20 protein-coding genes and 1 pseudogene are annotated in these 13,617 nt (G+C 36.9%); 1 reads left to right on the forward strand and 20 read right to left on the reverse strand.

The genetic code is table 11. The features are described 5' to 3' along the window. Positions 1-11: 11 nt before the first annotated feature. The 15 genes and pseudogenes from MHI10_RS12910 to MHI10_RS12980 form a co-directional block, all read right to left on the reverse strand. Positions 12-251, reverse strand: coding sequence for a hypothetical protein (locus tag MHI10_RS12910; RefSeq protein ID WP_340785942.1), 240 nt, complete (start codon positions 249-251; stop codon positions 12-14). After that, a pseudogene (locus MHI10_RS12915) lies at positions 232-330 on the reverse strand (PD-(D/E)XK nuclease family transposase); the annotation flags it as partial. The pseudogene MHI10_RS12915 and the gene MHI10_RS12910, both read right to left, overlap by 20 nt. Before the next feature lie 404 nt (positions 331-734). Next, complete coding sequence (gene accC, locus MHI10_RS12920; RefSeq protein WP_340785943.1) at positions 735-2,099, reverse strand: acetyl-CoA carboxylase biotin carboxylase subunit; 1,365 nt, start codon at positions 2,097-2,099, stop codon at positions 735-737. Positions 2,100-2,114: 15 nt separating this feature from the next. After that, a complete protein-coding gene (accB, locus tag MHI10_RS12925; protein WP_340785944.1) occupies positions 2,115-2,600 on the reverse strand; it encodes an acetyl-CoA carboxylase biotin carboxyl carrier protein in 486 nt (161 codons plus the stop codon). Between the two features lie 195 nt (positions 2,601-2,795). Beyond that, a complete protein-coding gene (locus tag MHI10_RS12930; RefSeq protein ID WP_340785945.1) occupies positions 2,796-3,332 on the reverse strand; it encodes a SpoIIIAH-like family protein in 537 nt (178 codons plus the stop codon). Beyond that, entirely contained in the window at positions 3,329-3,709 is a 381-nt protein-coding gene (locus tag MHI10_RS12935) for a hypothetical protein (RefSeq protein WP_340785946.1), read from the reverse strand. Before MHI10_RS12935 ends, MHI10_RS12930 begins: the two co-directional genes overlap by 4 nt. 62 nt (positions 3,710-3,771) lie before the next feature. Continuing rightward, a complete protein-coding gene (locus tag MHI10_RS12940) occupies positions 3,772-3,906 on the reverse strand; it encodes a hypothetical protein (protein ID WP_256376287.1) in 135 nt (44 codons plus the stop codon). Continuing rightward, positions 3,903-4,814, reverse strand: coding sequence for a stage III sporulation protein AE (locus MHI10_RS12945; protein ID WP_340785950.1), 912 nt, complete (start codon positions 4,812-4,814; stop codon positions 3,903-3,905). Before MHI10_RS12945 ends, MHI10_RS12940 begins: the two co-directional genes overlap by 4 nt. Then, a complete protein-coding gene (locus MHI10_RS12950; RefSeq protein ID WP_340785951.1) occupies positions 4,814-5,191 on the reverse strand; it encodes a pyruvate formate-lyase in 378 nt (125 codons plus the stop codon). Before MHI10_RS12950 ends, MHI10_RS12945 begins: the two co-directional genes overlap by 1 nt. Next, entirely contained in the window at positions 5,192-5,401 is a 210-nt protein-coding gene (locus MHI10_RS12955) for a stage III sporulation protein AC (protein WP_099424374.1), read from the reverse strand. Between the two features lie 473 nt (positions 5,402-5,874). Further along, positions 5,875-6,885, reverse strand: a complete 1,011-nt coding sequence (locus MHI10_RS12960; protein ID WP_340785952.1) for an NAD(P)H-dependent flavin oxidoreductase — start codon at positions 6,883-6,885, stop codon at positions 5,875-5,877. Positions 6,886-7,084: 199 nt separating this feature from the next. Further along, entirely contained in the window at positions 7,085-7,642 is a 558-nt protein-coding gene (gene efp, locus MHI10_RS12965; protein ID WP_340785953.1) for an elongation factor P, read from the reverse strand. Positions 7,643-7,659: 17 nt separating this feature from the next. Further along, complete coding sequence (locus MHI10_RS12970) at positions 7,660-8,718, reverse strand: M24 family metallopeptidase (RefSeq protein ID WP_340785954.1); 1,059 nt, start codon at positions 8,716-8,718, stop codon at positions 7,660-7,662. 19 nt (positions 8,719-8,737) lie between these two features. Then, the gene (aroQ, locus tag MHI10_RS12975) at positions 8,738-9,166 is read right to left on the reverse strand and encodes a type II 3-dehydroquinate dehydratase (RefSeq protein ID WP_340785955.1); all 429 of its coding nucleotides are present in this window, start codon (positions 9,164-9,166) and stop codon (positions 8,738-8,740) included. A gap of 63 nt (positions 9,167-9,229) precedes the next feature. Next, positions 9,230-9,652 (reverse strand): DNA helicase, encoded by a 423-nt coding sequence (locus tag MHI10_RS12980; RefSeq protein WP_340785956.1) that lies wholly within the window; start codon positions 9,650-9,652, stop codon positions 9,230-9,232. A 189-nt stretch (positions 9,653-9,841) separates the two neighbouring features. On the opposite strand from MHI10_RS12980, the gene MHI10_RS12985 reads away from it, so the two are divergent. Next, entirely contained in the window at positions 9,842-10,729 is an 888-nt protein-coding gene (locus MHI10_RS12985) for a DUF1385 domain-containing protein (protein WP_340789231.1), read from the forward strand. A 106-nt stretch (positions 10,730-10,835) separates the two neighbouring features. On the opposite strand, the gene MHI10_RS12990 is transcribed toward MHI10_RS12985, so the two are convergent. From MHI10_RS12990 to MHI10_RS13010, 5 genes are all read right to left on the reverse strand, one after another. Beyond that, positions 10,836-10,991: a hypothetical protein gene (locus MHI10_RS12990; protein ID WP_340785958.1), complete on the reverse strand. Its 156-nt coding sequence runs from the start codon at positions 10,989-10,991 to the stop codon at positions 10,836-10,838. 198 nt (positions 10,992-11,189) lie between these two features. Next, entirely contained in the window at positions 11,190-11,564 is a 375-nt protein-coding gene (locus MHI10_RS12995; protein WP_340785960.1) for a DUF5412 family protein, read from the reverse strand. A gap of 118 nt (positions 11,565-11,682) precedes the next feature. Next, complete coding sequence (locus MHI10_RS13000; protein ID WP_340785962.1) at positions 11,683-12,135, reverse strand: DUF4362 domain-containing protein; 453 nt, start codon at positions 12,133-12,135, stop codon at positions 11,683-11,685. Between the two features lie 286 nt (positions 12,136-12,421). Beyond that, a complete protein-coding gene (locus tag MHI10_RS13005) occupies positions 12,422-13,033 on the reverse strand; it encodes an FMN-binding negative transcriptional regulator (RefSeq protein ID WP_340785964.1) in 612 nt (203 codons plus the stop codon). A 24-nt stretch (positions 13,034-13,057) separates the two neighbouring features. After that, positions 13,058-13,462 (reverse strand): bleomycin resistance protein, encoded by a 405-nt coding sequence (locus tag MHI10_RS13010; RefSeq protein ID WP_340785965.1) that lies wholly within the window; start codon positions 13,460-13,462, stop codon positions 13,058-13,060. Positions 13,463-13,617: the final 155 nt, after the last annotated feature.

The raw sequence follows: 13,617 nt of genomic DNA on the forward strand, positions 1-13,617 counted from the left end.
GTCTCTGGGCTTTAACTCATGTTTTCCCAAACCGTTAACGCTTCCTGCAAGTTTTCATCCTTCATCACCAATTCCTCCAGCTCTTTATAAATATCTACATAAACCTTCTCTTTAAGGGCATCAACCATGCCGAGTAGCAACAACCACCTTGCTAATATATCGTTTAACGGATCTAATAAACCGTCTTGCCATGCCTTTAAACAATGTGAAGGCGCAAATGATATCGCGACCTGTTTTCTGCAAAATGGCATTTAAAAAGACAATCGTTATCTTTTCATTTTGCTCGTTTCCAAATAATTGTTTGAATGCAAAATCAATTTTTAGGTCGATAAATTCGGACAGTGGGATGCGTTTTAATGCTTTTCGATTAATGGTATTTCACCTTGTATAGTTGATTTGATTATAGCATGGTTGGGAACTGGTACGTGAATTATAGAGGGAGTGATGGTGGCGTTTAGTAGCGTGAAGTAAGCAGTTTTGTCGGATTGTTTCGTGGTGTTTATTACTCTGAGCATAATGAATTCCCTCATAAAACACAACATCCGCTTATATTGGGAAACTAGGGAAATTGGCGATTTGAATGGCGGATATGCATGAGAAAATTAAAATTTATGCGGTTTACTTGCTGAAAAAATTTTTTTAAAACTAAAAAAACCTCCCAACAAAATAAATTGTCAGAAGGTAAAAAACGATATATTTTTTAAATCATTCTACAAACACTCTATTAAATCAAATTAAGCCTTAACAGATGTACCTAAAATATCATTCTCTTCAAGGAATTTCGTGTTGAATTTCGCTGATTGGAATACGTCATTATTCATTAAAGCTTCGTGGAAAGGAATTGTTGTGTGAATTCCAGGTCCAGCTACTTCAAATTCTGATAATGCGCGGTTCATTTTCGCGATTGCTTCTGCACGAGTATCCGCATGAACAATTAGTTTTGCAACCATTGAATCATAGAATGGTGGGATTGTATAACCTGCATAAACAGCAGAATCCACACGTACTCCGTAACCACCTGGTACTACGTAAGTATCTACTGTACCAGCTGAAGGCATAAAGTTTTTGTATGCATTTTCAGCATTGATACGGCATTCGATTGCCCAACCATTAATTGTGATATCTTCTTGTTGGAATGGTAGCTCAGCGCCTCCAGCAATTTTTAATTGTTGTTGCACTAAGTCAACACCCGTAATCATTTCAGTAATCGTATGTTCCACTTGAATACGCGTATTCATTTCCATGAAGTAGAATTTATCCGCTTGGTAATCATAGATGAACTCGATTGTACCTGCACCTTCATAGTTACAAGCTTTTGCCGCTTTAACAGCAGCTTCACCCATCTCTGCACGACGCTCTTCCGATAAAGCCGGTGATGGCGCTTCTTCAACAAGTTTTTGCATACGGCGTTGAACCGTACAGTCACGCTCACCAAGGTGAACAACATTGCCGTGACTATCTGCAAGCACTTGAATTTCACAGTGACGGAAATACTCGATAAATTTTTCTAAGTATACGCCTGGGTTACCGAATGCCGCAGCCGCTTCTTTTTGTGTAATGTCGATGCCTTTAATAAGGTCTTCTTCCGTACGTGCTACGCGAATCCCTTTACCGCCACCACCAGCAGTTGCTTTAATGATGACTGGGTAACCGATTTTTGCAGCCCATTCTTTACCTGTTTCGATATCAGGAACGATCCCTGTACCTGGTACTAAAGGAACGTTTGCCGCTTCCATTGTGTCGCGTGCCACGTCTTTAATCCCCATGATCTTAATCGCATCAGATGATGGACCGATAAATTTAATACCTGCATTTTCACATGCTTCTGCAAATGCAGCGTTTTCAGCTAAGAAACCATAGCCAGGGTGAATCCCGTCAACACCTGTTTTTTGCGCAACGCCTAAAACAGCTGGGAAACTCAAATAAGAATCTTTTGATAATTTAGGACCAATGCAATATGCCTCGTCCGCTAATTTTACATGTAATGCATCTGCATCAGCTTCAGAATATACTGCTACAGTTTGAATACCTAGTTCCTTACAAGCACGAATAATACGTACTGCAATTTCACCACGGTTTGCAATTAATACTTTTTTCATCGGTGTCAGCACTCCTTATTCAGCTTTTACTAGGAATAGAGGTTGACCATATTCTACTAATTGGCCATCTTTAACTAAAACTTCTACGATTTCACCTTTAATTTCAGCTTCAATCTCGTTGAATAATTTCATCGCTTCAACGATACATACGATTGACTCGTCGCCTACTTTATCGCCCACTTTAACAAATGCAGGTGATTCTGGGTTTGGCGATTGATAGAATGTCCCAACCATCGGAGAAGTGATTTTGTGTAAATCAGTTGTGTCAGCTACTGGTGCTACTACTTCTACTGGTGCTTCCACTTTTGGTGCTGCTACTGGTGCTGCTACTACCGCTACTGGAGCCGGTGCTGCTACTACTTGTTTTGGTGCTACTACTTCTGTAACTCCGCTATTTTTCTTAAGCTTTACTTTTGCCCCGTCTGCTTCATAAACAAATTCATCAATAGATGACGCATCTACTAATTTAATAATCTCTCTAATCTCTTGAACTTTGAACATTCTGAACTCTCCCTTTAATCAAAATAATAATAACACATTATCTATTTTATAATTTTTTGAATACTTTTGAAATACTTTCTTGCAATATTAATAAAATATCACATAAAATAGAGAATAACTGTGTTAAAACAAATAACTTATCATTATCTGCTGTATAACACAGTCACCATTTAATGCATCATTATTATTATTTTCTCAATAAAATGGCTTAATGTCCACTGTTACCTTTACGTTTTCATCTACTTCCGTTTTAATTAAGTGAATAATTTCATCTGCTAGTTTCGTAGAGTTTTCGTCAGACATCACGGTAACCGCTACTTTCTCATCCTCAATGCGGACTAATGCGTCGTCGTATCCGAATGATTTGACAAGCATTTCTAACGTCGCCTCTGATGATTCTCGATTAATAAGCTGCTCCATTTCATCAAATGCTGCACTTTTTTGTTCGGCAGTATATTCTGAGGACGCCGTTTTTAATGTTAACTGTTCGCGTAATTGGCTTCTTTTATTGCTTAATTCTAAACGCATTTCTTGGAATAGATCACTTTCTGAGTTCACTGTTTTTGTAACGTCTGTAGTAACCCCTAAAATATCCGTTTCATCTAACGTATCACTTGTAAAAATCGCAAGCATATTTCCTGTTCTGTTGCCATCTACAGCATAATACACACCAATTACCGCCACTAAACTAAATAATGTTAAAAACCATACTGTACGTTTTTTTACCTTCATTTTTCTTCCTCCTTCATTTGCATAGGGACAATTTGAATGCGATGCGCTGGTATTTGCAATGCTGTGCTGACCGTCGTTTTCAATAAACTTTTTACAGTCGAATGATGCGCGCCTTCTGCAACGATTATGACCCCTGTCATTTTTTGCCCTTTTGAGAGCGATAAGAAATTGCCGCTTTCTACCTCTTGCTCATAATGAAAATACACTTGAACTTGTCCTACAGCATCAATTTCACTTAAAATTTGGGCCAACTGCTGTTCATCCGTCAATCGCTGTTGTCCTTTATTTGTTGAATTCAATGTGAACATAAATATTACTACGATTACGACGACGCTCCCAATTAGTAAAAGAGGACGATTCGCTTGTTTTTTATCCACATGTTTGCGTAATGCGCCCCCTTTTCATTTTTTCATCTCAATGTATGAGAGAGTTTGATACTTTATGCAAATAAGGACAAGAATAAATGAGAGACTGAAATATAAAGTGCTAGTTTCACATACACTTGCCACTCCTTTTCTTCTACAAAAAATAATAGGCTGCTACCGAGTAAAACAATCAAAAGTATATCAATCATGTGTTACCTCCAAATGAAAGCTGCATTAAAACAATACAGAGCATCACAATAAAAATAATCGAAAAACCGAGTAACAATGCGATTGCACAGAGCACCATCAAAGTTTTACCGACATCATCAAACAAACTGCTGATCCGTGTATTCGAAAAAGGTTCCACGAGCGCCCCGATGAATTTAAACATGAGTGCATGCAGTAAAAGCGTCATTGCTGGATAAAACGCCGCACTCCAAACAATTGCCAAAAAAGTAATGCCGAAAACAGTCGATATGGTTGATTGCGTTTTTTGAAATAAAGACAGCCCTTCTACAATCAAATTGCCGATGAGGGGTATATTTTGTTCTACTAATTTTTTTATAGGAGATTTCACCGCATCATTTAATTGAAAAAAGGCCACCCCAGAAAAAGATAAAATCGACGTGAGTGCTAGAACAGAAGCTACAATTATGCTTAGAGATGAGGACCGAATGAGATCAGCCGCTTTTGAGAATGAAATAGCTGGATAAACTTTTGTACAAACATCCAAAAATAGCGCAATCAAAAGCGATGGGATTAATAGTTTCGTACAAATAAATAATAAAAAATGAATAACCATTATGATGACGGGATTCCAAGCAATAAAGGTAAAAATCGTTGAAACCGCAATGAGCATGGTCGAAATAATTGGAATCATTAGGATAAAAAAACTTTGAAGCACCGTGATTAGTTCACTTAATACGAGGAATGCATCCATAATTTTTTGTGCGAATGTCACGATGAAGAGGAGTATAAATAATTGTTCGATAATCGCCGTATGCTGTGGTAAAACAGCAATTAGTAGCAAATAGAGTAAAATATAGAGGACTACGAATGAGATCGATGTTAGGATTGACTGAATCGGTTGCGAAAACATTGATAGAAAATAATCCATTATTGTAACCTCTCTAGCAATTCCAAGACGGATTTAAACGCTGGTTGTAATTCATTAAACCAATACCCAACTAAAGTTAATCGAATGGACAGCTTCACAACAGTAGCAAATGCATCATATTCCATTTGCGCTAACAGTTCACAAAATAAATCACTTAAAATTAATAAAAATGCGGTGAATAAAAGTCCTTTTGTATAAGGGGCTTTCCTAAATGTTTCCTCTAGTAATTGCCAGGACGGGATGAGCTGTCGTCGAATAACGAATTGAGCAAATATAAAAAAAAAGACGATGAGAATAATCGCATGAAGCCTGTCCATAGATTGTTTAATCAGCTGAAGGAGCAATAAAAAGATGACACTTGCAAATAGTATACTCATTTAACTAATGACAGATAACCATTGAAAAAATACGACGATTTCATTAAAGAACAACCGTAAAAATCGTATTAATTCTACTGTTATATACAGATACGCTACAAAGAATAAAAAAAATGAAAACTCCTTTTTTCCTAGCTGTTCAAAGAATATATGAAGAAGTGCTATGACTAAACCTACTCCTGCTACTCGAAGCACATCTTGCAATTCCAAAAAAGCCCTCCCCCCTTACCGAAACTATATGCAGCCTGAATGAATTTAAGCACTTAAGATAGATACTTCATGCCATCAAATTCTCTTATGCATAATTTTTAGCCAGCTGACTTTAGCTTATGTGTCGGAAATTGTTTGGTAGAGGAGCGAGTCAATCAATTACGCCTCGGCGTAATTGCGTCCAGATTTTTTCGAGCTCGCTCGAAAAACTTCCCTTAAAAATCTGTGACATCCGCCAGAGCTTGGGTCAACACGATGTTGATCACAAAGGCGTTGTCACAGGACGTGACGGGTTTTAGCCTTTGTTCCCCAATTCAGCCGGGGTTTGAACCCTCACTGAATAAAATTACCTTTTTGGCATTCATCCCCTACTTATAGAAGTAGGAGATGAATGCTGAATTAAGTTAAACATAAATAACTACAGGAAAAAGCGCAGAAAGGATACATCCATTTCTGCGCTTTCTATAATTAATTCAATCTGTTGGGGTTAACTCATCAACAATCTCTCGAACGGAAGCCTCTTTCGCTAAATAACTATTTTCACCCATCCATAGCGATAAATATTGCGGTTTATTTTGCTTAGCACTTTCCTTGCGAATCGCTAGCGTTAAATAATGCTGGACTGGATAAGGTGCGACAACCGAATCCTTTAGCTTTTCTGTAAATTCATTTTTTAAGCCGCGCGCATATTTGCCAGTAAACGCTTTTGTCAAAGTAGTTGCCTTTTGCTCCGACTCCAAAACCGCCTTTTTATGCACATTGCTTATTTCACACTCATGTGCCGTTAATAAGGCTGTGCCAATTTGAACCGCCGTTGCGCCAGCTTCCAGCATCTCTTTTACATGCGCAGCCGTCATAATCCCACCTGCTGCGATACAATTAATCGATATTTTCCCCCGTACATCTTGCAGCAATTGTTTTGTCGGAATCAGTTCAATCGGATCTGTAAACGAGCCGCGATGTCCTCCCGCTTCACTACCTTGAATTACAACTGCATCTAAGCCTGCATTTTCAACTGCCACCGCTTCCTCTACAGTCGTGGCGGTTCCAATTAAATAAACACCATGTGCTTTTAGTTTAGATATCGTTTTTTCATTTGGAAGGCCGAATGTAAACGTACAAACTTTCACATCTTCATCGATAACTGCCTGTACTTGCCCATCAAATACTTCCGTTGAAACAACGCGCTGTGTATTAGATACCCCGAGCTCTTCATAAAATGGTTGCAATGCAACGCGCGCATCTTGCAGTACCCCAATATCAATTCTTGGTTCTTCTTGCACAAATAAGTTTACACAAAATCGTTTATCTGTGAGTGCTTTTACTTGCTGAATGAATTCCTTTGTTTCAGCCCCATTTAAATAGCCTGCTCCAATCGATCCTAATATGCCCGCTTCACAACATGCCGCAACAAATTTGGGTGACGTGACTCCTGCCATCGGTGCTTGAATCACTGGTTTTCTTAAAGCGAAATTTTGTATCATAAAATCACTCCTTTGTTTAATTATACTTTATTTTCGTTAAATTCGGTTATAAATGTATGTATTTTCCTGTTTAAAATTTATTCCGCGTCAACAGCTAGACGCTTCCTCACATCAAATTCCCTCAATTATGGACATCAGCTAAGAATATATAGCCACGTCAAAAAAAGACAGACAAAATAAATTGTCTGTCTTTTTTATATTAAGCACGTGAAACGTATGAACCTTCTTCTGTGTTAATAATTAATTTGTCGCCTTGGTTTACGAAGAATGGTACGTTTACCATTAAACCAGTTTGCATTTTTGCTGGTTTTGAACCGCCTGAAGCTGTATCACCTTTAATACCAGGCTCCGTTTCAGCTACTTCAAGAACAACTGTGTTTGGTAATTCAAGACCTAACATTTCACCTTGGAAAGTTTGGATGTGAATTTCCATGTTTTCTAATAAGTATAATAACTCATCTTCAATTTGTGCTTCAGTTAAAGTTGTTTGATCATAAGACTCCATGTCCATGAATACATGTTCGTCACCTTGTGCATATAAATATTGCATTTTGCGGTTTTCGATCATCGCTTTTTCTACTTTTTCACCCGCGCGGAATGTTTTTTCTTGCACGTTACCGTTGCGTAGGTTACGTAATTTTGAACGTACGAAAGCAGCACCTTTACCTGGTTTTACGTGTTGGAATTCTAGTACGCGGTATAAGTTACCATCAGCGATGATTGTTAAACCCGTACGGAAATCGTTTACTGAGATCATGAGTTTTTTCCTCCAAATTATAAAATGATTAATTGCTTTGTCGAATGCGTTAGTACTTCATTACCCGTTTTAGTGATTAAAATATCGTCCTCAATTCGAACGCCACCAATTCCAGGTAAATAGACACCAGGCTCAATTGTTACCGTCATATTCGGCTCTAAAACCGTTTCTGACCGGAATGATAATCCAGGTCCTTCATGCACTTCTAAACCAATCCCGTGACCTGTTGAGTGACCAAACGCTTCACCGTAACCATTTGCTTTTAAATAGTCACGAGCGACCGCATCCGCTTCAATACCTGTCATACTTGGACCTACTTTTTCAAGTGCTAATAACTGAGAAGCTAATACAACATTGTACATCTCCACTAATTTATCTGAAGGTTGCCCTACTGCAATTGTGCGCGTAATATCTGAAATGTATCCGTTATAGTATGCACCAAAATCAAGCGTTACAAAGTCTCCTTGCTCGATAATTTTATCAGTTGCGACGCCGTGTGGTAACGCTGATCGTAAACCACTTGCTACGATAATATCAAAAGAAGAACTTGTCGCGCCTTGTTTACGCATGAAAAATTCTAATTCATTCGAAACATCAAGCTCTGTTTGACCAGGCTTAATAAAGTTTAATATATGTGTAAATGCATTATCTGCAATTTCACATGCAACCTTAATAATATTAATCTCTTCAGGTGTCTTAATCAAGCGAATTTTTTCAATTAACCCTGAAAGTGGAACAAAATCCGCTTTTACTGACACTTTATACACTTCATACAACCCATAAAGCAATGCATCTTTCTCAAATCCAAGCGTTTTAATGCCCATTAATGCCGCTTGCTTACCTACTTCTTCAAAAATCGTTCCTTTATGCTGAACAATACGGAAATCGGTAATTTGCGCCGCCGCTTGTTCTGTATAGCGGAAATCGGTAATAAATACTGCATCATTCTGCGAAACAATGGCAACACCAGCCGTACCTGTAAAACCTGTCATGTAACGGCGGTTATATTCATTTGTAATTAATAGTGCATCGACACCATGATCGAGTAATGCTTGGCGTAATTTTGCTAGTTTCATGTGAGTTCCCCCTAGTTTATTATCTCTGTAAAAACTTTCGCATTGCGAGCTCATAGCCAAAAGTGCCAAGACCACAAATTTGACCAATGCATTCTGCCGCTAATTTGGATTCATGACGAAATGCTTCGCGTGCATGAATATTGGAAATATGTACTTCAATTACAGGCACATCTATTGACGCAATTGCATCGCGCAGCGCAATAGATGTATGTGTAAATGCTCCTGGGTTAAAAATTATGCCGTCAATTCCGCGATCCGCCGCGTCATGAAGTAAGTCAATGAGCACGCCTTCATGATTCGATTGGTGAAAATCAATTGTCGCATCAAAAGTTGCTGCTAACGCTTCACATTTCGCCTGCACATCTGCTAATGTCTCGGAGCCATAAATTTCTGGTTCACGCTTGCCTAATCGGTTTAAATTTGGACCATTCAATATTACCAATTTCATATGTGAATTCCCCTTTTTTCGTTACTCCTCCTATTTTATCATAGAGTTTTCAGACATCAATACTTACATTTCTTTCGAGTTCTCCGTCAAATGTAAGCGATAGTATTGGGCAGTTTCTGTTAGAACGCGTAACCCGATAATGACAATGATGATAAAAGGGATGGATAACTTTTTAATCGAATTTAGCTCCATCGGTAAATGTAAAATTCGGAACTCCAATAAAATCGCGATAAGTAGCCCCGCAATGAGCGAAAAGGCAAAAGGGGATTTTCCGATAATTGTTCGTGCTAAAAAATAAACGATACATACAATGACAAACACACCGATAAAAAAGATCAACCATCTTTCAAACATATTGGGATGAATAAACTCCCACTTTTTCATAAACTTAACCGGGCTCCACTTAATCATATGGAATAAATGAAGCAGTTTAATACTCCCTACAAAATAAATCGTCACTAAAAGCGCTGTAGATAAAATTGCCATTGCGCATACACCTCTTTTTTACTTAAGTTTCACCAAACGAAAAATTTCCTATACCTTTGCATAGTGCTTTTTCATAAAATCTAGTACAATAATAGAATCAATATTTAGAATCTATTTAAAGAGAGTGGTGTACTGCAAGTGAGTAATAATGCGCCGGTATACGGGGGACAAGCACTTCTTGAAGGTGTGATGTTCGCTGGGCAAGATCATATGGTGACAGCGGTTCGTCGTAATGATGACTCCATTGATTATTTCCATATTAAAAAAGAGAAAAAACCGATTTATCAAAAACTAAAAAAGATCCCTTTTGTACGTGGTGTCGTAGCGCTAATCGAATCGGCTAGTTTCGGTTCGCGTCATCTCCAATTTGCATCAGATCGCTATGATGTTGATCCAGGGGAGGAACACGTAGAAGAAAGCGAAGAGCCTTCTAAGTTAATGTTAATTTTAGGCGTTGCAGTTGTTGGTGTTTTAACATTTTTATTTAGTAAATTTGTTTTTACATTAGTGCCAATGTTTATGGCCGAATTATTTAAGCCTTGGTTCCCAGGGAAAACGGTCCAAATTTTAATCGAATCGGCTTTTAAACTTGTTTTATTACTCGGTTACTTACAGATTATTGCGATGACGCCTTTAATTAAACGCGTATTCCAATATCACGGCGCCGAACATAAAGTCATTAATTGTCACGAAGCAGGGATGGAATTAACGGTTGAAAACGTTCAAAAACAGTCTCGTTTACATTATCGCTGTGGCTCTAGTTTTATTTTATTTACCGTTTTTGTCGGCATGTTTACATATTTCCTTGTGCCAGTCGATCCTTTATGGGTACGTTTAGTTAGCCGTATTTTATTAATTCCAGTTGTTCTAGGTATTTCTTTTGAAGTATTGCAAGCAACGAATGCGGTACGTAATGTTCCAGTGCTCCGTTATTTAGGCTACCCTGGCTTATGGCTGCAATTATTAACAACAAAAGAGCCTAAAGATGATATGGTGGAAGTAGCAATTGCTTCATTTAAAAAGCTACACGAAATCGAAAAAAATCCAGAAATTGCTGCTACGTTAGCGCATGATTAATTGAATGTTAAAAAAGCGATGTATGTTTTTCCTTTGCATCGCTTTTTTTGTGTCTCCTATTTAGTTAACGAACCTCAGCAACTACTACATACGCAATTGGATACGTTTAATAAGCTTCGATGAAATTTTGGCGTTCCTCAAGTTTGATTTTTGGAAACGATGATGCAGCGTCTTCATCTGTTAAATAACCAAAAACACCCAACACGTAATCTCCATTATCTGTAATTAATTTATTGTTTCCACTTTCATGTAACATGCCCATATACGGTATTTCTCCGATGATTTTGTCAGATATCGCTTTGTCTTTCCACTGAATGACACCAACAAAAAAAGTGTTAGACAAATTGCCAAAAGAATAATTATTTTTTTCATAATACGCCCTTCTTCTGTTTCGTTTAATCTTAAAGAATAGAACAATGGTTTCTCTACACGAAGCACCCATTAATTGAATAAGAATTCTCTATTTATTCCTAAAGTCATAGGTATCATCAATAGCAATTTCTATACCATTCACAACAATTGTTTGATTATTTATCCATCGAACCTCTCTAACACTTGGCATCACCAGAAAAATATTCTTTTTCAATCCTGAGTTAAAATCCTCTAACACACCCACATAGGTTACATCGTTATGAAAAATTAGACCTCCGTTAAAATAAACCGTTATACTTTTCTCCCTATCTGGTGAAACATAAATACCTTCTTCATTTTTCTCATTCACTTGAATACTGCTTAACGTAGGGTTTAACACTTGATACAAAGAAAATATGCCATACAAAACAATGATTCCAAAAACCAGTGATGTAATTTTTTTTAACTTACTTATTTCATTCACTCCCTTAAATAAGCCTATATCAGTATTTTTATAAAAATATTTAGACTATTCAAAGGACGTAATCAACATTCTTGAAGTTCGATTTTCTTTTATTTTATAGCTAGTTTCTAAGATTTCTCTATTCAATGGTTAAAATTATGTTGTCTCCTATTGATGGTCTACAATCCTCAAGTTCGTAGCTTGTTTTTTCGTTATCTTCATTCACTATTATTGAAGTACAAGTTGTATAAACTATGTTACCTTGACCATAACCATCTCTTCTTGTATCAATTGTTACGCTTATTACTTCATTTTCAAATTCATAGTCAGAAATTATTGGAGCACCTTCTATTGTATATTTAACCACCCTGATACGATTATCTTTTCCTTGTTGTACACTGTTGAAAAATTCATCAAATCGCTCTTTATTTTCTAACTTACCATTTGTATTTATTATATCTTCTAAATTTTCAATATAAGGAGGAAGGCTATCGTCTGTATACATATAGATATCTTGTGCTGAATGTTCACTATTACAACCAGAAACTAAAAGTATAAAGAATAAAATAAAAAATCCAGTTCTCGTTCTCAAGAAAAATATCTCCTTTGAATTTATTTGGATGTTCAATCATTAGGATTATGCCAAATCAATTACGCCTCGGTGTAATTGCGTCCAGATTTTTTCGATCCCGCTCGAAAAACTTCCCTTAAAAATCTGTGACATCTGCCGGGGCTTAACTTGATTCAGCCGGGGTTTGAACCTCTACTGAATAGAATATCCATTTTGGCATTCATCCCACACTTATAGAAGTAGGGGACTTCTGCTGAATTAAGTTAAACTAAAGAGCCCTAGCTTCAAAAGATAAAATTGGCAATCTTTATTTCTCAAGATTTTTCTTCATAAGTGCTGCTATTTGTAGATTATCTTGATCGGAAGTCCTTTCTAACTGTTCGATAACTAACTTCTGTCGTTCTACTGAATGATTCTGACTTAATTTCGCTTTTGCTTCAATTTTTGTAATGTTGATTTTGAATGCTACAATTCCTTTGCTCATTCCCTCGATAAAACTAGGGTCGATTTCGCTCAATTTGTATGGACTATTAGGGCTTTCATATTTATTTACGGAGTCATTTAAAGAGTCAAAAATCACTTTTGGATCTTCGATTATTTCCATCTCGCCGTATAAATGGATTGCTACATAATTCCAAGTAGGTACTGCTTTAGATGTTTCGTACCAAGAAGGCGAAATATAACAGTGCGGACCCTGAATAACGACAAGAACTTGTTGGTTTTCTGCATCTTTCCATTGTCCGTTTGGCCGTGCAAAATGACCATATAAAGCATTTTCATCTTTATTTAATAGGAGTGGAAGATGAGTCGCATATGGTTCCCCTTTATGCTGCGAAAATAAAGTTGCGAAGCCGTAGCTTTCAATAAAGTCATAAATAACATCTTGATCATTGATTTCAAAATACTTTGGTATATACAAAGGTATCCCCCCTGTTTTAAATAATTATTTTACATGTACTTCCTGTGAAAACCTCAGTAAATAGCCATCTGGATCTTGAACTAAAAATTCAATTTCATGAATTTGGGTTTCACCAGTAGTATATTCGCTAATAAAGGGCTCCCGAAACAGGGAAATTGCATGTTGATTTAGTCTATTAACAATCGGTTGAATATCCTCAACAATTATTTGGAAATTAACACCTCTTCCCAAAGGATACTCTAACAAGCCTGTCTCCCAATGCCCATTAATTTGTTCTATCATTATTTGGGCATTATTGATTGAGAGAAATGCAAATTTATCATTTGTTCTCTCATATTCTAACTGGAACCCAAGTAACTCTGTATAAAACCACTTAGATCGTTCTATATCAGTAACTGACAACTCTGGTATTAACGCATTAAATTTCATTATCTCTACTCCTTAAAATGCATACTATTATTTATTATACAATAATTGTTAATACAGTATTATCCTATTATTTCGTCTATGTAGTATTTTATAAAATGTGGCGCTAAATTCGCTATCCCCTTACGAAAACCTTTGAAATGACTTCATTGTTATTA

The organism is Solibacillus sp. FSL K6-1523 (assembly GCF_038005225.1).
In the GTDB taxonomy this organism is placed as follows: domain Bacteria; phylum Bacillota; class Bacilli; order Bacillales_A; family Planococcaceae; genus Solibacillus.